Origin of the sequence: Rhodococcus sp. WWJCD1 (assembly GCF_002258735.1) — a bacterium.
In the GTDB taxonomy this organism is placed as follows: Bacteria; Actinomycetota; Actinomycetes; order Mycobacteriales; family Mycobacteriaceae; genus Rhodococcoides.
The window spans coordinates 380555-399659 of record NZ_NOXY01000012.1; the positions used below are offsets into that span (position 1 = coordinate 380555).

Here is a 19105-nt window from a genome sequence, read left to right on the forward strand (position 1 = left end):
GCGTGCGACCGGGAGGCGGCGTGCGCCGGTCCGGCGCGCCGTGCCGTCCGTAGCGATCGTCGTCGTTCACGGATCGACTGTAGCTGTCGGCGCGGAAACAGCATGGTTCCTCGCGCCTGGATCGGGTCTGGATTCAGGGGAGCCACGACAGATGTTCGCGCAGGAGGGCATAGCCGACGAAGGCGACGATATCGATCAGAGCATGCGCGATCAGCAGCGGCCAGAGCCTGCCGGTGCGCTGCCAGTAGCGGCCGAAGACCAGCCCCATCAGGAAGTTTCCGATGCCTCCGCCCACCCCCTGATAGAGGTGGTAGCTCCCGCGCAGCAGCGCCGAACACAGCAGTGACTTGTTTTCACCGAGCCCGAGTCTGCGTAGCCGGGAGATCAGGTAGGCCACGACGATGATCTCCTCGGCACCGGAGTTGGCCAGCGCGTACAGGATCAGGGCCGGCACGCGCCACCAGTGGTCGTCGAGGGCGCTGGGAACGACGTTCAGATTGAAACCGAGAGCGTTGCCGACGAGATACAGCGCCAGCCCGGGCAGCCCGATCAACGCCGCCAGTCCGACGCCGTGACCGAGGTCGATCTTCAGGCGCGGTCTGGCCAGTCCGATTGCCCGCGGTGCCAGGTCGGCTCGCCACAGCAGGTACAAACCCAGCCCGCCCCAGGCACATAACCGCAGAATGCTGAGCAGTTGGAACAACAGATCGATCAGGCTGAAGCTCGACCGCGACGAGTTCAGTGCCACGGTCTGATCGGACAGCGCCGCGGTCTGTAGGGCGTCCTCGACGAGAGAGAGGATGCTGCTCATTCCGCTGAGGCCGAACGTCACCAGCAGCACGATCGCGATCTCGACCTTGATGGTCGTGCGCTCGCGAGCGTCGGGCAGGGGAGCCGTGCGCTCCGGCGGCGGTGGCGTCAACCAGCTCTTGAAGTCGATCACCGCACGAGTCTGCCTTGTTTGTCGAAACGTGCGTCAGCCGCGAGCGCGTAGGCCGTTCAGAAACGGGCAACCGGCGAGTACCCGCAGGGCCCGACTGAGCGAGAGGACGTCGTCGACGGGCTCGGCGAATCCCAGGCGGACGTCGTTGTCACCGCAGTCGCTCTCGATGCGCAGCCGAATTCCGTAGCGATCGATACCCAGCGGACGGATTCGACCCTGCCGCAGGGACGGCGGGAGGCGTCGGGAAAGTTGGGCGAGCAGATCGGGATGGTCGGAATCGAGGTGCTCGAGCCAGCTCGTCTCCATCTCCCAGAACGGATCGGGTTCGGCCGCCAGCAGCGATTCGACGTCGACGGGTTCTGCGCCGGTGCTGTCTGCGACCACTGCGGAGCTCACGATCAGCCGCATCAGCGAGGTGGTGTGACCGACGTCGAGCAGGGCCGCGTGCGGGTGTTCTGCGGCCACGGCTCCGGCCATGGGACGCATCAGCGATTCCGGGACCGGACGCAGATCGCCGCGCAGCCACACCAACGAACGCACTGGTTCACGTAATGCGAGTGGCGCGTGATCGGTGAGTTCGAGGACGGCAGGAATGCCCGCCCGCGAGGATTGCCAGGTGTTGGCGTCGTCGAGAGAGTCGGTGGGGACGGCCAGAATCATCTCGCCGTTGGGTCGCAGATGATGAAGGGACGTGACCACCGGGTCGCTGCCGTCGATGGCCAGGGCGGCACCCTCGGCGCGCATGCAGGCACTGCGCACGCGTTCGGCAGTGGACGGTCCGGTGGTGGTGGTTGCGCCGAGCATGGGCTCCTCCGATGCGATCGGGCTGGGCAAGAAGGTGAGGCATACCTAAGTAATGTGTCCCTAAGTTATACCGGTGTGGCGAGGATCGCAAGAGCATCCCGGGACTACGGTGGGGGCGTGCCGATTCCGTTGACCCTCGGTGTGCCACACCGACCCGACCCGAACGCACTCGTGCACGGGTTGCTGCTGCCGATCTGCTCCGATTCCGTCGAGCTGAACGCCGCCCCGCAGGGGGCCGAGTACGGCCCGCCCGTGGTCCGAGCGTCGACTCTGCTCGCGATGACGGACACGGCCGATCTCGGGCGCATCGTGGTGCACCTCGACATCGACCCGGACGAACTCCGCGCAAGTCGGACCGGCGGCTACGAGGTGGTCCGATTCGACGTGGACGCCCCCGCGGAACATCTCGCCGATGCGCTCGCGCTGCGGTTGCCCTCGCCGCTGGTCGTCTTCCCGGTGTTCGACGCCATCGACGTGGCCGAGACCGCGGAGGCCGTCGTCTTCGCGCACCGGACTCCGGGCATCAGCGTCGCCGATACCCCGAGACGCATCGCCGACGTGCTCGCCGTGGTCTCCCATGCAGACGTCGGCCTGGTCGCCCGAGCGGACACCGGCGACGACGTCCTGGCGATCCTCGCTGCGACGGTGGCATCGCTGCGCGGAGACGACATCAGCGCAGCTCTGGCCGCCCCGAATGTCGCCGCGCTGCGGGCCTTGATTCCCGAGGCCGCCGAGGCGGTGCGTGAGGTGCTGCTCGGAATCGAGATCGCCGACGCCGTCGCTGCCCGCGAACGGCTCGTCGAGGTCGGTTTGATCGCTTCGTGGACGTCGACAACGTAACCTCGAGGCGTGCCTCGCATCGCTTATTTCGGCCCATCCGGAACGTTCACGGAGATGGCGCTGGCGCAGTTCGAAAAGCTCGGAACCATCGCCGCCGTCGGCCTGGACGGTGCCGTCGAGCGCGTGACGGCAGCGAGCCCGCCCGCGGCACTCGAGGCCGTGCGTTCGGGTAACGCCGACGCGGCCGTCGTCCCGATCGAGAGCTCGATCGAGGGCGCGGTACCGCCGACCCTCGACGCGTTGTCCGAGGGTCGCCGGTTGCAGATCGTCGCCGAGACCGAGATCGAGGTGGCCTTCACCATTCTCGGGGGCCCCGGCGTCACCCTGGATTCGGCCCGCACGATCAGCGCCTACCCCATCGCGCTCAATCAGGTGCGACAGTGGTTGCAGGCCACCATGCCCGGCGCGGCAGTGCAGTCGGCCTCGTCGAATGCCGGTGCGGCAGAAGATGTTGCCGCCGGAATGGTCGACGCGGCGGTGTCGACACGGTTGGCCGGTGAGCGCCTGTCGCTGCCGACGTTGGCCGACGGCATCATCGACGTGGAGGGTGCGCGAACCCGCTTCGTACTGGTGACACCGCCTCGGCCCGTTGCTCCCCGCACCGGTGCAGACCGCACCGCCGTGGTGCTCGAGCCGCCCAACGACCCGGGCACCCTGCCTGCGGCGTTGGCCGAGTTCGGGATTCGCAACATCGACCTGACGTTCATCGAATCACGTCCTACGCGTTCGCAATTCGGCACGTACCGATTCTTCGTCGACTGCGCAGGCCATGTCGAGGATCCGCTCGTCGCCGAAGCACTGACGGCATTCCATCGCAAGATGCCGCTGCGGTTCCTCGGATCGTGGCCCATCGCAACGGGAGCGGGTGGATCGGTGCCGCCGCCGATCGACGAGCACGTGCAGTGGCTCGACGATATTCGCGCCGGACGCGGTGATCTGTGATGGGCAAGCTGATTCTGGTGCGGCACGGTCAGACGAAAGCCAATGTTGCGAAGATGCTCGATACCGCGCCGCCCGGAGCCGAGTTGACCGAACTGGGTCACCAGCAAGCCGAAAGGTATGCCAGGACCTGGGTGGGGCACCCACCTGCCGTCCTCGTGTCTTCGATTGCGTTGCGCGCGAAGCAAACTGCCGGCTACATCGAGCGGGCAACCGGGGTTCCTCTGGTGGTGACCGAAGGAATTCAGGAGACCTACGCCGGAGATCTCGAAGACCGAGACGACCCCGCTGCGCACAAGGAGTTCACCGAGGTCTTCCATCGCTGGCACACCGGCGATCTGGCGGCGACAGTGCCGGGCGGCGACAGCGGGCATTCGGTGCTGGAGCGTTATGTGCCGGTGCTCGATGCGCTGCGCGCGCAGTACCTCGGCGACGACACTGCCGGCGATGTCGTCGTCGTGAGCCACGGTGCCGCCATCAGATTGGTCGCGGCGGTACTGGCCGGCGTCGACGGCACGTTCGCAGCCGACAACCATCTCGACAACACTCAGACGGTGGAACTGTTGCCGCTGCCCGGCGGGAGTTGGGCCTGCGGTAAGTGGGGTACATTCCTGCCGCCGTTCGAGGGCCAGGGCAGCGAGAAGGCCGACAACCCGATCAGCTGAGCCTGTCAGACCCTGTCTTCGTCAGACCCGGTGTTCCCGAGCCGACTCGATCAACTCGGTCAGCGCCGCCGTCACCTTGCGGTCCGTTGCCCCGGTCAATGAGCTCCAGGACGTGCCGTCGGCGGCCAGGGTGGAGGTGGCGACGATGCGTCCGGCTCGGGTATCGAACAGGGCGACGGGTCTACCGGCCACGTGCCGGGTGCCGTGTCTGGGCGCCACAGCCGTGATCTCGGTTCTGCCGGCGCACGTGGCCATGACCGATGCCAGGGCCGACGCGCGGTCGTCGGCTATCCCGATGCGGCTGAGGCGGGAAGCGGTTGCTCCGACATCGCTCGGTGCGGCATCGAGGGCCTGCGCCAGCAATGCGGTGGGAGCGTTGACGATGCCGGGGTCGAACGGCGTAGCGGGACCGATCGTGACAGCGAGATCTCGGGCCGGGTCGCCGTGGATGACGCGGATGGTGACGACGTTCTCTCGCCGGACCGCAGAGACCGTGATCCGGTCGTCGGACGCAACGCAGATCCGGGTGGTAGGAGCCGGCTCGTCGCTCTCGACGTCGAACACTCGCGCCGAGACGTACCAGTGCGGTTGTTCGAGAACCCGCATCCACTGCTGTAGATCCTCGTGAACTCGGCCGCCGGTGATCAGGCCGACGTTGTCCAGTGCGTCTCGGCCACGACCGAGGGCGCGATCTCGGGCAGTGGCGTCGTCGAAGCGCGGAAACACGTCGAGGACGACGGGTAGTTCGGCGATGGACAGCTCGTCGACCAGGAAGTCCATCTCGTCCACACCGAGCGCGGCGTTCGGCAGTGTGTGGCCCACCGGCACGGTTCCCAAGTCGATCAACGGCCGTTTCCGCTGGTATCGGGTACAGGCAGGGCTGGATCCGCACCGATGACGGACGGTGCGACGGTACGGCCGTCGGCGAAGTGCTCGAACTGCTTGAGGTAGTCCGGGGTCTCGTGTTCGTCGTCCTCGGCCTGCCCGCGAGTGCCCGATGCGGGCGCACCCGCCGTGCCGGTCCCACGCTGTGCGAGGCCCCCGTCGGCGGCGGTGGGTGCGCCGAACGCATTGGCAGGGCCGCTCTGGCCTGGACCGAAGAGCGTCGAACCGCCACCGGCAGGACTCGGCGCAGACCCGGGCATTCCGACACCGCCGAAGCCCCCGAGGCCGGCACCTCCTGCCCCGAACGAGACCGGACGCGTGGAGGCCGGGCCGACCGCGAGAGACGCCGAACCGTTGGACGCGAATCCGTGACCGCCGCCGACGCCGGACAGTGCCGTCGACCCGATGTTCGACGCGGCAGTGGCCACGGTGGACACGCCGGTACTTGCGATGGAGGTGGCAGCGCTACCGATCTGTCCGGCGGCCGCGGCCACTCCGGGATTCTGTGTTGCCGCCATCAGGCCGCCGATCGCAGCCTGAACGGGCGAGGTCATCACGGCGTTGGCGAACTTTCCGAGGCCGCTCCCGGAATCGGACACGATCGCGGGCGGATGATCGAAGGTGGTCTTGACGATGCGGTGCGAGTTGACCAGCTCGAATCCCTCCATCACCAGGGCTGCCCGTATGTCGAGCAACCGGTCTGCCACCTCGGCTGCCTCGTAGCTGCCGTTCAGCGCGCCGCCCGTGGAGGCAGCGGTGACCTTGGCGGCCTGCACGACGCCGATTTCCACCAGTGACGGCATGGTCGCGAGCGCCACGCCATAGGTGGTCCCGGCGGCCGGAGCCTCGACCGACAGCGCGGCCGCTTTCAATGCCGTTGCCCCGGTCCACGTTGCGAAACGTGCGAGCGCGGCCTGAGCGAGGAGGGCCGAATCGCCCTCCCACCCGGCGGTCAACGCCGCAGTGACCGCGGCGATACTCGCCGACGCCTCCGTGAACGCCGCAGCCACCGAACCCCACGCGCCGCCGGCGACGTGCAACGGCACCGGACCCGGCCCGAGCAGTCGGGTCGAATTTCCCGTTGCCGTGCGCGGTAGCCACACCACACCTGTCACTCCGAGCGTCATCCTCTAGCCCCCATGATGTTCGAGCCCTGCATCGTTTCCTGTGGTGCGGTCGAGCTGTGTTGCGAGCGTCAGATGCCGGGTAGACCGGGTAGGCCGCCCGCCGTGTCGTCGTCGGTTGCCACGTAGTCCGCGGCCTGCTTCCGTAGTTCCTCGGCGGCGCGGTGTAGCTCTGAAATGCCCTGTGCTGCAGCAGGTCCGAAGGTATCGGCCGCGGTGCCGAAGAATCGTTCGGTGAGTAGAGAGACCTCGTCGGTGCCGGGCGGTAGTGGCCGCACGGGGATCGCCGTCGTGGTGACGGCGGCCTGCAACCTGGCGGCGACCGCATCGAGCTCCGACGCAGCGAGCTGCAGTGCCACCGGATCCACCTTGATGACGGTCATGAGCCATGCCCCCGATCGAAGAACTTCCACTGTCGGTAGGTAGGACGCCACCGTGCACGGTTTGGTTCCATCGATGCGAGAAATACTCAGATCGACTTCTCGGCCACCGCACCGATCGTCCACGCGCCGCCACGACGACTGACGGAAGTGCGGCTGAGCGGCGACACGTCGACCCGCCAGAACGACCGAACCGGAGCCTCCAACACCAGCACCACCACGGCCCGAATCACAGCGGGGGAGGTCACCACCAGCGTGCGACCGGGAGTCGAACCGACATCTTCGAGCCACTTCTGCACGCGAGAGAACAACGCGACCAGAGACTCGCCGCCCGGCGGCACGAACGCCGGATCGCTCAGCCACGCCATCGCGTCGGCGTCGGGCAGATCGGTCATCTCGAGTCCCGACCAACGGCCGTAGGCGATGTCGGCCAACGCGGGCTCGAACGAGATGTCGGTGCCGAAGATCTGCGCCGTGGCCATCGATCGAGATTCCGGGCCGGACAGAACGCGGTCGGCTCGGGGAATGTCGGTCACCGCAGCAAGGTCTCGCACTCCCGAGTCGTCCAGCGGCTCGTCGCCCGGGAATCGGCCGGTGCGCATTGCGGCGGTTCTGGCGTGGCTCACCAATATCAGTCGGGTCACGGACGCAGGCACCGTGTCATTGTGGCGCAGCCAGGTGTCATTGTGGCGCAGGTGTTGTTCAGGCACCGAGCTGCGGTCGGTCAGGACAGCGATTGACACAACGACGCGTTCGGTGCCACAGTTCGCAGGTTAGACGCGATGTACGCAGGTAATCCGGTGAAAATCCGGAACGGTTGCGCCACTGTGATCGACGTCGGGCATACGTCCGAATTCGAGAGCCAGAAAACTCGTACATCGCATGGCCGTCTCTTCTTTTCGGAAGGGACTACGGGACGCATATCCCAGGAGGACACCATGGCAATCACTCATTCCCCCAGTAATACGACGGAGTCGGCGGCCCTCGCCGTCATCGTCGCCGCGACGATCCTGCTCGCTTTCGTCGTGCTCTACCTGGTCGGCTTCGATCAGGGCGCAATCTCCCGCAGTGGCATGTACATGCACGAACTGATGCACGACGGCCGCCACCTGCTGGGTCTGCCATGCCACTGACCGATACCCACGGCCCGACGTTGCAGGGCACATTCGTCCAACTCCTGCTCCGGGGTCTGCTCGCCGGACTCCTCGCGGGCCTGCTCGCCGGAGCAGTCGCCTACGTCGTCGGTGAACCGCACATCGACTCGGCCATCGCCATCGAGGAAGCAGCCGGCACCGACGCCCATCACGCCGATGCCGATGCCGCACCGGCGGCGCACTCGCACGGCGACGAGGAGGCGCTCGTCAGTCGGGACGGACAACGCGTCGGACTGTTCCTCGCCACCGGACTCGCCGGCCTGGCACTCGGCGCGATCTTCGCGTCGGCACTGCACTATTCCCGACGCTTCAGCTCCCTCCCGGGCTCGATCCTCGCGCTCGTCGGAGCCGGTGCCGGGTGGTTGGCCATCGAAGCGGTGCCGTTCTTCAAGTACCCGGCCAATCCGCCGGCCGTCGGAGATCCGGAGACCATCACCCAGCGCACGTGGCTGTGGCTGGCATCGGTGATTCTCGGTCTGCTGGCCGTCGGAGTCGGAATCTATGTCGCGAAGGTCGTGGCATCGCAGCATTCGGTGGCAGTCCGCGTCGGCGCACCGATCGTGGCGTTCCTGGTGATCGTCGGCATCGGGTACGCACTGTTGCCCGAAATCAACGAGGTGGGCGCGGACTTCCCGGCAACCCTGCTGTGGGAATTCCGCCTGTCGTCACTGGCCACGCAGGCAACCCTGTGGCTGGCCCTGGGATTGGGCTTCGCGTTCCTCACCGATCGCGCAGTTCGACCTGTTCGCCGAGAGGCAGTTGCGGCGTAGCCCAGCGTCCGCGTGAATGGACCACTGCATCGCCGAGACGTGTGCACAGTGCCATTGACGCTGTGCGGGTGGCCCGGTCGGTCCGGGTGAATGGACCATTGCACTGCTCAGACGCATGCAATGGTCCATTCACGCGTTCCGGGGGTGTGCGAGCGGGTGAGCGCGGGCGGGTGATCGAGTGCGCTCAGCCGAATCCGAGTTGATGCAGTCGTTCGTCGTCGATGCCGAAGTGATGTCCGATTTCGTGGGCCACGGTGATGGCGATTTCGCGTCGAGCCTCGGTTTCGTCGTCGACCATCTCGAGGATCGGCTTGCGGTAGATCGTGATGACGTCCGGTAGGTGTCCGCTGTACTCGTAACGCTCGGTGAGCGCGATGCCTTCGTACAACCCCAGGATGTCCTCGGTGGGGTGTTCCTCCTCGACGAGCACGACCACGTTGTTCATGAAGTCGGTGAGCTCGCGCGGCAGGGTGTCGAGGGCGTCGGACACGGCTTCCTCGAAGTCGACGCGGGTCATCTGGGTGGGGATGTCAGCCTCCGGTGGTGATCGGAGCAGCACCGGGCAGCGGAGTGGGCAGCGCGCGGCCGTCGGGAGCTGATGGCGGTGGGACAGGCGCTGCACCGTTGATGAGGATGTCGCCCTTCGCACTGCCGACGATGGTCGCGAATCCGCCGGAATCGAGTTCCTTGCCCACCGAACACGTCACCTGACGGCTACCGGCGAGCCAGCTTGCGACGTCGATGGTGTCCCAGAACAGGGTCAGCGTCTTGTCGCGCAATGCCGTGTCCGAGCCGAGATAGCCGTTGACGGCGTCGGTGCAGGTGCCTTCCAAGTACGCGTCCTGATCGCCCTCCGACGGGTGGCCGCCGGGGAATTGCTGCGTCAGGTTGATCACCGAGGCGACCTCGAAGGCGTGCGGTGCCGAGCAGTCCACCGGATCCGCGGGCACGTTCTGATTGATGCCGATACAGGTGCCCGTCGGCCAGACCTTGGACTGATCCTGGTCGAGGATCGAACCGGTCATCTCCAGCAGAGCTCCGGTGTTCGACGGCATCTGCACCCCGCAGCGCAGGGTCCGCTCGCCCTTGGCCCACCCGGCCTGGCTGGGGAACATCAGCCCGACGCCGAAGAGTCCGTTGGGATCGAACTTGGCGCCGACGTAGTCGTCGACGGCGGCCGTGCAGTGTTCGTCACGCAGCTGACCGAACCGAATGGACCCGGGATACTGCGAACCGGGACCGAACTCGACGCCCGGGTAGACGCTCATGTCGATGTCGCGAGCGACCTCGAAGCGATGAGGATCGGCGCAAGACACTTCGGCGAGATCCTGTCGGTCGGTCTCCGGATCGTCGGTGGGCGTCCACTGCAGGCACGTACCGGGATCGGCTGCGCCGAACGAGGATGCCGATACGGGTCCGTCGGTCACCGGACCACTGGCCGCCGAATGGGTGGTGATCTTCTCGGGTGCCGAGAACCCGTCGGAGAGGAACGCCGTCGCACCCGCGGCCAGCACTGCACCGACCGCAACCATGGCGAGCCCACGTCGGGCGGTGGTTGCGGAGAGAGTTCGCCGATTCCGGCTCTCTGGGGGGTCTGTTTCGTTCGCGGACATCGCCTCCATCATGCCCGAGTATGTTCGGTCCTCATGAGCGACCCGACAGGTGACGACGACCTCAGCGAGCTGGCCGGCCGACTGTTCACGATGGCGCGCACCGGTGATGCGGCCGGTTTGGCGAGCTACGTGGACGCGGGCGTTCCGGTGAATCTCCACAACGAGTCCGGGGACACGTTGGTCATGCTTGCCGCGTATCACGGGCATGCCGATGCGGTGCGCGTGCTGGTCGAGCGCGGTGCCGACGTGAACAAGCCCAACGACAAGGGGCAGACCCCACTCGCGGGTGCGGTCTTCAAAGGGGAGGACGACGTGGTGCGAGTTCTCGTCGACGGAGGAGCCGATCCGCACGGGGGTCACCCGTCGGCAATCGATGCCGCCACGATGTTCGGACGCGAGGACTACCTGGGGTTGCTCGGCAAGTAAGGTTCCCTCTCGTGATCGACCTGAAATTCCTTCGCGAAAATCCTGACGCCGTACGCGCCTCACAGCGCACCAGAGGCGAGGACCCCGCCCTCGTCGACGCGCTTCTCGATGCCGACGCGTCCCGCCGGGCCGCCGTGCTCGCCGGAGATCAGCTGCGCGCCGAGCAGAAGGCATTGGGCAAGAAGGTCGGAAAGGCCTCCGCCGAGGATCGTCCAGCGCTGCTCGCCGGGGCGTCGGAACTGGCCGCCAAGGTCAAGGCCGCGCAGGCCGCCGAGGCCGAGGCCGACGCAGCTCTCGACACGGCACACCGGGCGATCTCCAACATCGTCCAGGACGGCACGCCCGCAGGCGGCGAGGACGACTTCGTACTGCTCGAGACGGTCGGCGACATCCCGGAATTCGATTTCGAGCCCAAGGACCACCTCGAGCTCGGTGAGTCGCTCAACTTGATCGACATGGAACGCGGAGCCAAGGTCTCGGGCTCACGCTTCTACTTCATGACCGGCTACGGCGCGTTGCTGCAGCAGGGTCTGCTGCAGCTCGCCGCGCAGAAGGCCGTCAAGAACGGGTTCACCATGATGATCCCGCCGGTGCTCGTGCGGCCGGAGATCATGTCGGGAACCGGTTTCCTCGGTGCTCACGCAGACGAGATCTACCGCCTCGAAGCCGACGATCTCTACCTCGTCGGAACCTCGGAAGTTGCTCTCGCGGGCTACCACTCGGGTGAGATCATCGATCTCGCCGACGGCCCCAAGCGCTACGCCGGCTGGTCGTCGTGCTTCCGCCGTGAAGCGGGCAGCTACGGCAAGGACACCCGCGGCATCATTCGCGTCCACCAGTTCGACAAGATCGAGATGTTCTCGTACATCAAGCCCGAGGACGCGGCCGCCGAACACCAGAAGCTCCTGGAGTACGAGAAGGAAATGCTCGCCGCGGTCGAGTTGCCCTATCGCGTCATCGACACCGCAGGCGGAGACCTCGGCTCATCGGCCGCGCGCAAATTCGACTGCGAAGCGTGGGTTCCCACGCAGAAGGCATACCGCGAGCTCACCTCGACCTCGAACTGCACGACCTTCCAGGCCCGACGCCTCGGCGTTCGATACCGCGACGAGAGCGGCAAGCCTCAGATCGCCGCGACCCTCAACGGCACCCTCGCCACCACGCGGTGGATCGTGGCAATCCTGGAGAACCACCAGCAGGCCGACGGCACCGTCCGGGTTCCGGAAGCCCTGGTGCCCTTCGTCGGGACCGACGTACTGCGCTAGTTGGGTCGTTCCGCAGGCTCCACTCCGGCGGTAGTAGTGCAGGCTCAGGCGATGTCGCCGATGCAGTAGCCCTCGCCGCCGACGGTCAGTACGAACGTGCGGTTCTGGTATGCCCCCGAGGCATCGATGATGTCGGCATTGACCTGCGTGTAGATGCCGTTCTGAGCCGTGACGAACACGCTGTCGGGATCGAACGAGGTAATGCTCGGCAGAATCGCCGGGTCCTGTGCCAGAGGTGGGGCGGTAGGAGACCCGGTGCCGTTCGGATCCCACGTGCCGCGACTCTCGCACACGAGTGGGTAGCGCTCCTCCACGTCGTCCCGGTTGACCGGAATGCCGGCGATGCGGCCCAGATAGCGATCGACGGAGTAGGCCGCGTCTGCCGCGTCGAATACGGGGGCGGTGCCGGTGGGGTAGACGGTAGGGCAGGCGTAGCCGGACGTGATCTCGCTGCGCTTGATGGCGACCGTCGCAGTGGGCCCGGTCCACGTCACCGCATACTGACCGTCGACGGCGGGAGCAGCCACAGCAGCGAGGATGGCACCGGTGTCGACATACATAGTCGGGATGTCGGTGGGCGGGACGGTCCAGCACTTTGCCGTCACGACACCTATGCCGCCGCCCGTGAGATCGTTGACGAACGGCCGCAGGGCCGCCGCGGCCGCGGGATTGCCGGGCGCTTCGCCGACGGGTGGCCCCGGTGGGATGGGCGGGGGCATCGGGGTGGTGGCTGTGGTCGACGGCGATTCCTGGGTGGTCGACTCGTCGGCTGTGGACTCGACTGTGTTGCTCGGCGAGGCGGCCTGATCGGACGGGATCCCGACCGCGGAATCGCAGGCACCGACCAGTGCGATCGTCGCGATCAGCGGCAGCGCGGTTCGGCCGACTCGGCTGCGCCGCGGTCGTGCCGCTCTGTTCTTCACGTGTTTGTCTCCCCCATAGCTCTTCTACCGAACTGCGCACGACCCGACCGCACTCTGCCGCACCTTTCTCCGGCCCCGTCCACCGACTACGCTAACCGACTGTGGAACCCGTCTACCGATCAGTCATCGGCATCGCTCGCACCGTGTTCGCGTTCGAGGGCCTGAAGTTCGAGGTCGAGGGCGAGGAACACATCCCTGCTACCGGTGGCGCGGTCATCGCCGTCAACCACACCGGATACATGGACTTCACCTACGCCGGACTGCCACCGCGGCGAGTGAAGCGCTACATCCGCTTCATGGCCAAGAAGGAAGTCTTCGACAACAAGATCTCAGGCCCCATCATGCGTGCGCTGCGGCACATCCCCGTCGATCGTGGGGCAGGTGCCGAGTCCTACAAGTCGGCGGTGGAAAGTCTGCGCAACGGCGAACTCGTGGGCGTGTATCCCGAAGCCACCATCAGCCGAAGCTTCGAGATCAAGGAATTCAAGTCCGGCGCAGCGCGCATGGCCATCGAAGCCGGCGTCCCCATCATCCCGACGGTCATCTGGGGCGCGCAGCGCGTGTGGACCAAGGGCTACCCGAAGCGATTGGGCCGCACCAACACTCCGATCTCCATTGCCGTCGGTGAGCCGATTGCGCCGGTCGGACCGCCGAACGAACTGACCGACAAGCTACGCGCGGTGATGCAGAAGATGCTGCTCGAACTGCAGGAGAACTACCACCACGAGCCCGGCGCGTATTGGGTGCCGGCCCGACTCGGCGGTAGTGCCCCGACCCTGGAGGAAGCCGATAAGCTCGACGCCCAGGACCTGGCGGCACGTGCGGCCAAGCGCGCCGAATAGAACTGTGCGATGAACCTCCGCGGTGAACGGGTCGTGCTACGGCCCGTCGCCGCCGAGGATGTGCCGGAGCTGCGCCGAATTCTGCACACCCCCGAGGTGTACGCGCGGTGGGGCGACGAGGATGCCGACGAGAACTGGCCGTCCGACAACCCTGAAGAGAACCGCATGGTTGTCGAATTGGATGGTGCGCCAGTCGGATTGATTCAGTACGGCGAGGAGACCGACCCGATGTACCGGCATGCGTCGATCGACATCTTCTTGGATCCGGCAGTGCACGGCGGTGGCGTCGGAAAAGATGCCGTGGGGACACTGGTGCGCTACCTAACAGTCGATCTGGGACACCACCGCCTGGTGATCGATCCGGCTGCCGACAATGCGATGGCGATTGCGTGTTACAGCGCAGTCGGTTTCGAGCCGGTCGGGATCATGCGCAAATACGAGAAGGGTCCCGATGGCTGGCACGACAGTCTGCTGATGGACCTGATCGTCGAGTAGCTATCTGCCGCTCGCCGGAGTGGAGCCCGCGGAACGACCCGTGAGGCCAGGAAGTGACAGGCGAAATCTCGCGCCCGTAGGCCCTGCGGCACAGACCAGTTCACCGTTGTGTGCGCGAGCGAGCGTCCGTGCGATCGAGAGCCCGAGCCCGACGCCGCCGGAGGAGCGATCGCGTGCGGAGTTCAGCCTGACGAGCCGCTCGAAGATGCGCTCACGGTCTGCTTCTGGGACACCGGGCCCTTCGTCGTCGACGGTGACGACGGCCTCGTTGCCCACTGAATTCACGGCGACAGTGATACTGCCGCCTCTGGGCGTGAAACGACTGGCGTTGTCGAGCACGTTGGACAGAATCTGCTCGATGCGGCCTACGTCCACCCGAACCGGAACCGGTTGCGCCGCATCGATATCGAACTGAATGTGCGGGGTGAGCAGAGCTGCTCTCTCCACCGTGCGGCGGGTGAGGTCTGCGAGGTCGGAATCTGTCAGCTCGAGGTCCGAAGTATTCTCTGCGCGAACGGAATCGAGCATGTCGGATACAAGACGCGATGCTCTGGCGGATTCGCCGACCAGCAACTCGCTCCAGCGTGCGACTCGATCGGGGCGTTGCTCGGCATCGCGCTGCAGCGACTGCGCCAACGCCGAGATACCGGCGACCGGTGTGCGCAGCTCGTGTGCGGCATCGGCCAAGAACCGGCGCATGTCCTCCTCGGCGAGCTTGGCTGTGCGTGCGGCCGAGGCCTCGCGTCGTTCGGCGTCCTCGAGGGCGTCGAGCATCTCGTCCACGGCCGATGCCGTACGGCCGAGGTCGGTGTTCGGTTTGGTGGGGAGCAGGCGTCTACCCCTGTCGCCGTTGGTGATTCGACGTGCCACCGAGGTCATGGAGTCCAGTGGAGACAGTGCGCGCCGCACGGCAAAGGTCAAAGCAGCGGCGGCCAGTAGCAGCGTGACGGCTCCCGCCCCCAGCATCAGGATCCGGAGTTGACGCCGAACGTCGGCGATCGCGGTGGTATCACCGAGGAGCGACAGTGTCGAACCGTCGGGCAGGGGTTTCGTGATCTCCAGCGAATCCGACGGTGGGGCAGGCGGATCGGGCGGTCCCGGGGGAGTGGGAGCATTCGACGGGCCGGACGGAGGGTTGGGTCCCGCGGGCCGATCGTCCTGCGCGGGCGGCTCGCCACCGGGTGCCCCGTACACCGTGCCGTCCGCAGCGGTGACCCGAACTCGGATGGCGTCGCCCTGCAAGGCCTGCACCAGATCCCCGGGCCCGACGCCGCTCTCCACGAGCTCGACGGCACGGGTTGCCCGATCCGACAACCGTGCCTCCAGATCGCGCCGAAGCTGTTGACCGAGAACGACATCCACCGACGAACCGACAATCACCAGCAGTGCCGCGAACAACACGACGACGGTGGCGACCACCCGCATTCGAAGCGACGGAGTCGGCGTCCGCATCACTGCGGAGCCCGCAATGCATAACCGAGGCCCCGGACGGTATGGATCAACCGCGGGCCATGGGCTTCCATCTTGCGACGCAACGCACTGATGTGAACTTCCACCAGGTTGCCGTCGTACGCGCCGTAGCCCCAAACCGATTCGAGGATAGACGTTTTGGAGACCGTGCGTCCGCGCTGCGCGACCAAGAACGTGGCCAAGCGAAGCTCTGTCGCCGTCAGATCGAGAACCTGACCCGCCCGAGTCACAACTCCGGCAGGCTCGTCGACCAGTAGATCGCCGACCTGGACTGCGTCGGACGACCGACCGCGGCGGCGCAACACGGATTTTGCGCGGGCTACCACCTCGTCGAGCTGAAATGGCTTGACCACATAGTCGTCGGCACCGTCACTCAGTCCGCGCAGTCGGTCGGCCAGTTGGTCCTTCGCGGTGACCATGATGATGCCCGCGTCGGTGCTCTGCCGGACCACGTCGATGAGAGCGAAACCGTCTCGCGCACCGGGCAGCATGACGTCGAGAATCACCACATCGGGCCGGAAGCCTGCCATCGTGGTCTCGAAATCGTCCCCGTCGGGCAGAGACGCGGCGGTGAAGCCCGCGTCCTCGAACGCGGCCACCAGCGCTTCCCGGATGGGCAACGAGTCCTCCACCACCATCACCCGGGGAGCGGAACTGTATGTCATGCCTCGATTGTCACCCACGAGCTGAAGTGATCCTGAAGATGCGCCCGGCTTCAGGGTTACTTCAGCTAGCGACGGCAATGTCGGTGACAGAACGAAACGAACGAGACAGTCCGAACAAGGAGTGAACGTGAACGATCAGACTCAGCCGATTCCCGCCGCATCGAACCCCGAGCCCGCACCGAGTGCCGAGGCCGACCCGACTCGGGCGAACAAGCCGAAGAGTTGGAAGGGACGGGTACCGCTGGCAGCGACCGCAGCAGCGGGTCTGGCCGTCGGAGCCCTGGTGACGGCGGCAGTGTTCGCAGCCACCGGCCCCGACGTCTCGCCTGGCGTGTCCACGGTGGCGTCGTCGTCCGCCCTCGGACAGCGAACCGACGGTGGTGGCGGGTCGGATGCATCCGAGGTGCCGGCAGCCCCGGAGTCCACCGACGGTTCGACGGCCCCCGCACCGGCTGACGGTGCAACACCGCCGGCCCCGGGTGACGGCGCAACTCCGCCTGCTCCGCCCGCAGGAGGCCCGGGCAAGGGTGGCCCGGCTGAGGGCGGTCCGGGTAAGGGTGGACCGGGCGCAGGTGGCCCGGGTGGTGCTGTGTGTGCACCGGAAGACGGTGCGACGCCACCTGCTCCGCCCGCCGAAGGCGATGGTGCGATTCCTCCTGCGCCGCCGGCAGCTCCCGCTGATGGCGCGACCCCTCCGGCTCCCGCTGATGGTGCGACTCCGCCTGCACCGCCAGCAGCTCCCTCGGGTTCCTGAGCTCAACCTCCTCCAGCCCCGCACCGTGTTCTCGGTGCGGGGCTGGTTCCGTGTGTGGGTGGTTATGTGATGTGGGGGCCGGCTCGGGCGTGGGATTGTCTGGGTTGTCGGTACGGGTCGACGGTGGCCGGCGGTACGAACCACGGGTGGTTGTCAGTGCCGATGAACACTTCCCAGTCCGAATGGTGGATGAGTCGGTGGTGGAATCCGCACAATAGGACGAGATTGTTCATGTCGGTGGGTCCGCCGTCGGTCCAGTGCCAGATGTGGTGGCCTTCGGTCCATGCTGCGGGTTTCCCACAGCCTGGGAACGCGCAGCCGTGGTCGCGGGCGGTGAGGGCGCGTTTCTGTTTGGCGGTGACGGTGCGGGCGGTGCGGGCGAGGTTGATCGGTGAGCCGTTCTCGTCCATGACGATGGCGGTGAGGAGGCAGTCGCAGGCCAGTTGGCGGGACGTCTCGCGGGTGAGTGGTCCCATCCACGGCAGCCACCCGACGGTGGTGCCGTCGCCGAACAGGTCGCGATACGCACCACGATCGGCGGTAGCTGGCCGGCTGTTGTTGTCGGATTCGGTTGCGGTGCTGCCATTCTCAGAGTCGCTGTCGGCGTTCATGGTGCTGCGGAGGTCGGTGAGATCTTTCAGGCTGATGTGCAGGTTGAGGTGCGGCTTCTCCCCGCCTTCGGTGGGTCGGTTGCTGGAGGCGAGGTAGCGGTCGAGGATGTGTCCGAATGCCTCGGCGCGGCGTAGGGCGGGGCTGCGTTCGTCTTGGGTGCCGTCGGCGGCGGGCTGGGGTTCGGTCAGGGGTGAGAGTGCGGCGAGGAGCTTTTCTCCGGTGATGGCATCGAAGTCACCTTTCAACGCCAATCGCCCGTTCAGGGTCCTGGAGGCGAAGAGTTCGTTGCGGTCGGTGTCCTCGGGTGGTGGCTTGTTGCCACCGTAGGTGTCTTTCAGTTTGGTGATCGCTTCGCGGATGCGGTCGGTACGTGCGCAGGGTCCGGTGGCGGCGGTGATCATCGCCTGCCGGGCGATGTCGCGACCCTCTTGCGGGAGGTTCTTCGGTGGGGTTTCGGCAAAGGTGAGGATCAGAGCGGCGTGGTCGATGGTCATGACGCCGGTGTTGACCGCGTCGGCGATATCGGGGAAGTTCTTCATGCCGCGCCCGAGGGCGACGATTTTGGTGGCTTTGCTGGGGGTGAGCAGGGTGGTGGAGGTCAGCCATCCGGCAGGGCCGGGGAAGCCGAGTTTCTCGCGGGAGACGCGGGTGTCGATCTCGCTGACGAGGGCGATACGTCGGGCTTCCATCAGCTGGATTCGGTGGGAGACATCAGCAGCGTCGGCGAGGAGTTCGCTTTCGCTCAGTTGCCAGATCTCCGTTGTCATGGACCAAGTGTATCGAACGTGCGTTCGACTGGCAATGATAGTCGAATCGAAAACTATTGTCTTGCATAAGGATTCGCGAAGGTAAACCTGTCGGTGGCCTGTGGTATCAGCCCGCCACGCAGCCGTATACGCCTTCCGGCGGGCGATCGCACGAACTGGTAGGTCAATCCGTCATATCGTCGGAAGAGCTTGGATCAGCTGCTCGCGCAACTGTTTCCAGCTCGGATCGGTATTGCGCCCACCACGCTGCATCGCCGTCGGTCATGTTCTCGTTGCCGAGGCGCAGTCCAACGGAGTTGTCGATCAATTCGCGCAGTATGTCTGCGTGCCCGGCATGTCGATTCGTTTCGATACACATATGCACCAGCACGCGATGCAACGTGACTTCTTGCTTCTCCACCGGCCAGTGCAGGACGCGTCCGACTGTGTCCAGGTCGTGTGAATCGATGGTCTTGTCGGCATACGTCCAGGCCTCGCGGTACAAGGCGACTATGGATTCGGATGACTCATCGGCCGTGGCCCACATGTCGGCGTTGAGCCGGGCCGTGGCTGATGCCTCCAGCTCCGCGAAACGAGGTGGGAACTCGCGACCGAACGTGAGGCCGAAGTAGCCGTACTCGACGATCGCCAGGTGCTTGACGAGACCCAAGAGGTTCGTTCCGGTCGCCGTCATCGGCCGACGCTTCTGGTATTCGGTCAGGCCGTCGAGTTTCCACACCATGTTCTGGCGTGCGATGCGAAGGTACTGGTGCAGATCGTCTTTCATCGG

At 66.1% G+C, this 19105-nt stretch carries 23 protein-coding genes; 10 read left to right on the forward strand and 13 right to left on the reverse strand.

Translation table 11 applies throughout. The features are described from left to right. Positions 1 to 133: 133 nt before the first annotated feature. Positions 134 to 943: a CPBP family intramembrane glutamic endopeptidase gene (locus tag CH286_RS09520; RefSeq protein ID WP_037152398.1), complete on the reverse strand. Its 810-nt coding sequence runs from the start codon at positions 941 to 943 to the stop codon at positions 134 to 136. Between the two features lie 33 nt (positions 944 to 976). Continuing rightward, the gene (locus CH286_RS09525; protein ID WP_032381051.1) at positions 977 to 1747 is read right to left on the reverse strand and encodes a DUF2470 domain-containing protein; all 771 of its coding nucleotides are present in this window, start codon (positions 1745 to 1747) and stop codon (positions 977 to 979) included. A 117-nt stretch (positions 1748 to 1864) separates the two neighbouring features. On the opposite strand from CH286_RS09525, the gene CH286_RS09530 reads away from it, so the two are divergent. The 3 genes from CH286_RS09530 to CH286_RS09540 are packed head-to-tail and all read left to right on the forward strand — an operon-like array spanning position 1865 to position 4191. Beyond that, positions 1865 to 2587: a hypothetical protein gene (locus CH286_RS09530; protein WP_094609033.1), complete on the forward strand. Its 723-nt coding sequence runs from the start codon at positions 1865 to 1867 to the stop codon at positions 2585 to 2587. Between the two features lie 9 nt (positions 2588 to 2596). Further along, the gene (gene pheA, locus CH286_RS09535; RefSeq protein WP_094609034.1) at positions 2597 to 3529 is read left to right on the forward strand and encodes a prephenate dehydratase; all 933 of its coding nucleotides are present in this window, start codon (positions 2597 to 2599) and stop codon (positions 3527 to 3529) included. Then, on the forward strand, positions 3526 to 4191 hold the full coding sequence (locus tag CH286_RS09540; protein WP_094609035.1) for a histidine phosphatase family protein: 666 nt from the start codon (positions 3526 to 3528) through the stop codon (positions 4189 to 4191). Before pheA ends, CH286_RS09540 begins: the two co-directional genes overlap by 4 nt. 21 nt (positions 4192 to 4212) lie before the next feature. Here CH286_RS09540 and CH286_RS09545 read toward each other — a convergent pair whose 3' ends face one another. The 4 genes from CH286_RS09545 to CH286_RS09560 all read right to left on the reverse strand — a co-directional run bounded on the left by CH286_RS09545 (position 4213) and on the right by CH286_RS09560 (position 7236). Then, positions 4213 to 5037, reverse strand: a complete 825-nt coding sequence (locus CH286_RS09545; RefSeq protein WP_032401434.1) for an ESX secretion-associated protein EspG — start codon at positions 5035 to 5037, stop codon at positions 4213 to 4215. Continuing rightward, positions 5034 to 6203, reverse strand: a complete 1170-nt coding sequence (locus tag CH286_RS09550; RefSeq protein WP_255182623.1) for a PPE domain-containing protein — start codon at positions 6201 to 6203, stop codon at positions 5034 to 5036. Before CH286_RS09550 ends, CH286_RS09545 begins: the two co-directional genes overlap by 4 nt. Positions 6204 to 6271: 68 nt before the next feature. Then, positions 6272 to 6583, reverse strand: coding sequence for a PE family protein (locus CH286_RS09555; protein WP_037152410.1), 312 nt, complete (start codon positions 6581 to 6583; stop codon positions 6272 to 6274). An 86-nt stretch (positions 6584 to 6669) separates the two neighbouring features. Continuing rightward, positions 6670 to 7236, reverse strand: a complete 567-nt coding sequence (locus CH286_RS09560; RefSeq protein ID WP_037152413.1) for a histidine phosphatase family protein — start codon at positions 7234 to 7236, stop codon at positions 6670 to 6672. Between the two features lie 282 nt (positions 7237 to 7518). On the opposite strand from CH286_RS09560, the gene CH286_RS09565 reads away from it, so the two are divergent. After that, the gene (locus CH286_RS09565) at positions 7519 to 7713 is read left to right on the forward strand and encodes a CbtB domain-containing protein (RefSeq protein WP_032381168.1); all 195 of its coding nucleotides are present in this window, start codon (positions 7519 to 7521) and stop codon (positions 7711 to 7713) included. Then, complete coding sequence (locus CH286_RS09570; protein ID WP_094609036.1) at positions 7704 to 8504, forward strand: CbtA family protein; 801 nt, start codon at positions 7704 to 7706, stop codon at positions 8502 to 8504. The genes CH286_RS09565 and CH286_RS09570 overlap by 10 nt, the downstream gene beginning before the upstream one ends. A 184-nt stretch (positions 8505 to 8688) precedes the next feature. Here the strand turns inward: CH286_RS09570 and CH286_RS09575 are convergent, their stop codons facing one another. After that, entirely contained in the window at positions 8689 to 9021 is a 333-nt protein-coding gene (locus CH286_RS09575; RefSeq protein ID WP_080734486.1) for a metallopeptidase family protein, read from the reverse strand. 13 nt (positions 9022 to 9034) lie between these two features. Further along, positions 9035 to 10126 carry a septum formation family protein gene (locus tag CH286_RS09580; RefSeq protein WP_094609037.1) on the reverse strand — a complete coding sequence of 364 codons (1092 nt, stop codon included), beginning with the start codon at positions 10124 to 10126 and terminating at the stop codon, positions 9035 to 9037. Positions 10127 to 10150: 24 nt separating this feature from the next. On the opposite strand from CH286_RS09580, the gene CH286_RS09585 reads away from it, so the two are divergent. Both CH286_RS09585 and serS read left to right on the forward strand, forming a co-directional pair. Continuing rightward, positions 10151 to 10543 carry an ankyrin repeat domain-containing protein gene (locus CH286_RS09585; protein ID WP_032381061.1) on the forward strand — a complete coding sequence of 131 codons (393 nt, stop codon included), beginning with the start codon at positions 10151 to 10153 and terminating at the stop codon, positions 10541 to 10543. A gap of 11 nt (positions 10544 to 10554) precedes the next feature. After that, positions 10555 to 11808 carry a serine--tRNA ligase gene (serS, locus tag CH286_RS09590; RefSeq protein ID WP_037152786.1) on the forward strand — a complete coding sequence of 418 codons (1254 nt, stop codon included), beginning with the start codon at positions 10555 to 10557 and terminating at the stop codon, positions 11806 to 11808. Positions 11809 to 11852: 44 nt separating this feature from the next. Here serS and CH286_RS09595 read toward each other — a convergent pair whose 3' ends face one another. After that, the gene (locus CH286_RS09595) at positions 11853 to 12731 is read right to left on the reverse strand and encodes a hypothetical protein (RefSeq protein ID WP_094609038.1); all 879 of its coding nucleotides are present in this window, start codon (positions 12729 to 12731) and stop codon (positions 11853 to 11855) included. A 101-nt stretch (positions 12732 to 12832) separates the two neighbouring features. Here CH286_RS09595 and CH286_RS09600 point away from each other — a divergent pair, with 101 nt between their 5' ends. Beyond that, the gene (locus CH286_RS09600; RefSeq protein ID WP_037152791.1) at positions 12833 to 13573 is read left to right on the forward strand and encodes a lysophospholipid acyltransferase family protein; all 741 of its coding nucleotides are present in this window, start codon (positions 12833 to 12835) and stop codon (positions 13571 to 13573) included. Positions 13574 to 13582: 9 nt separating this feature from the next. Further along, positions 13583 to 14068: a GNAT family N-acetyltransferase gene (locus CH286_RS09605; RefSeq protein WP_094609039.1), complete on the forward strand. Its 486-nt coding sequence runs from the start codon at positions 13583 to 13585 to the stop codon at positions 14066 to 14068. Here CH286_RS09605 and CH286_RS09610 read toward each other — a convergent pair whose 3' ends face one another. Together CH286_RS09610 and CH286_RS09615 are read right to left on the reverse strand one after the other, a co-directional pair. After that, entirely contained in the window at positions 14069 to 15493 is a 1425-nt protein-coding gene (locus CH286_RS09610) for a sensor histidine kinase (protein WP_255182624.1), read from the reverse strand. Positions 15494 to 15519: 26 nt separating this feature from the next. Then, the gene (locus tag CH286_RS09615; RefSeq protein ID WP_052058601.1) at positions 15520 to 16203 is read right to left on the reverse strand and encodes a response regulator transcription factor; all 684 of its coding nucleotides are present in this window, start codon (positions 16201 to 16203) and stop codon (positions 15520 to 15522) included. 127 nt (positions 16204 to 16330) lie between these two features. On the opposite strand from CH286_RS09615, the gene CH286_RS27835 reads away from it, so the two are divergent. Beyond that, the gene (locus tag CH286_RS27835) at positions 16331 to 16957 is read left to right on the forward strand and encodes a hypothetical protein (protein WP_176458194.1); all 627 of its coding nucleotides are present in this window, start codon (positions 16331 to 16333) and stop codon (positions 16955 to 16957) included. A 62-nt stretch (positions 16958 to 17019) separates the two neighbouring features. On the opposite strand, the gene CH286_RS09630 is transcribed toward CH286_RS27835, so the two are convergent. Continuing rightward, a complete protein-coding gene (locus CH286_RS09630; RefSeq protein ID WP_094609043.1) occupies positions 17020 to 18336 on the reverse strand; it encodes an HNH endonuclease signature motif containing protein in 1317 nt (438 codons plus the stop codon). Between the two features lie 163 nt (positions 18337 to 18499). Then, the gene (locus CH286_RS09635) at positions 18500 to 19102 is read right to left on the reverse strand and encodes a DinB family protein (RefSeq protein WP_037175127.1); all 603 of its coding nucleotides are present in this window, start codon (positions 19100 to 19102) and stop codon (positions 18500 to 18502) included. Between the last annotated feature and the right edge of the window lie 3 nt (positions 19103 to 19105).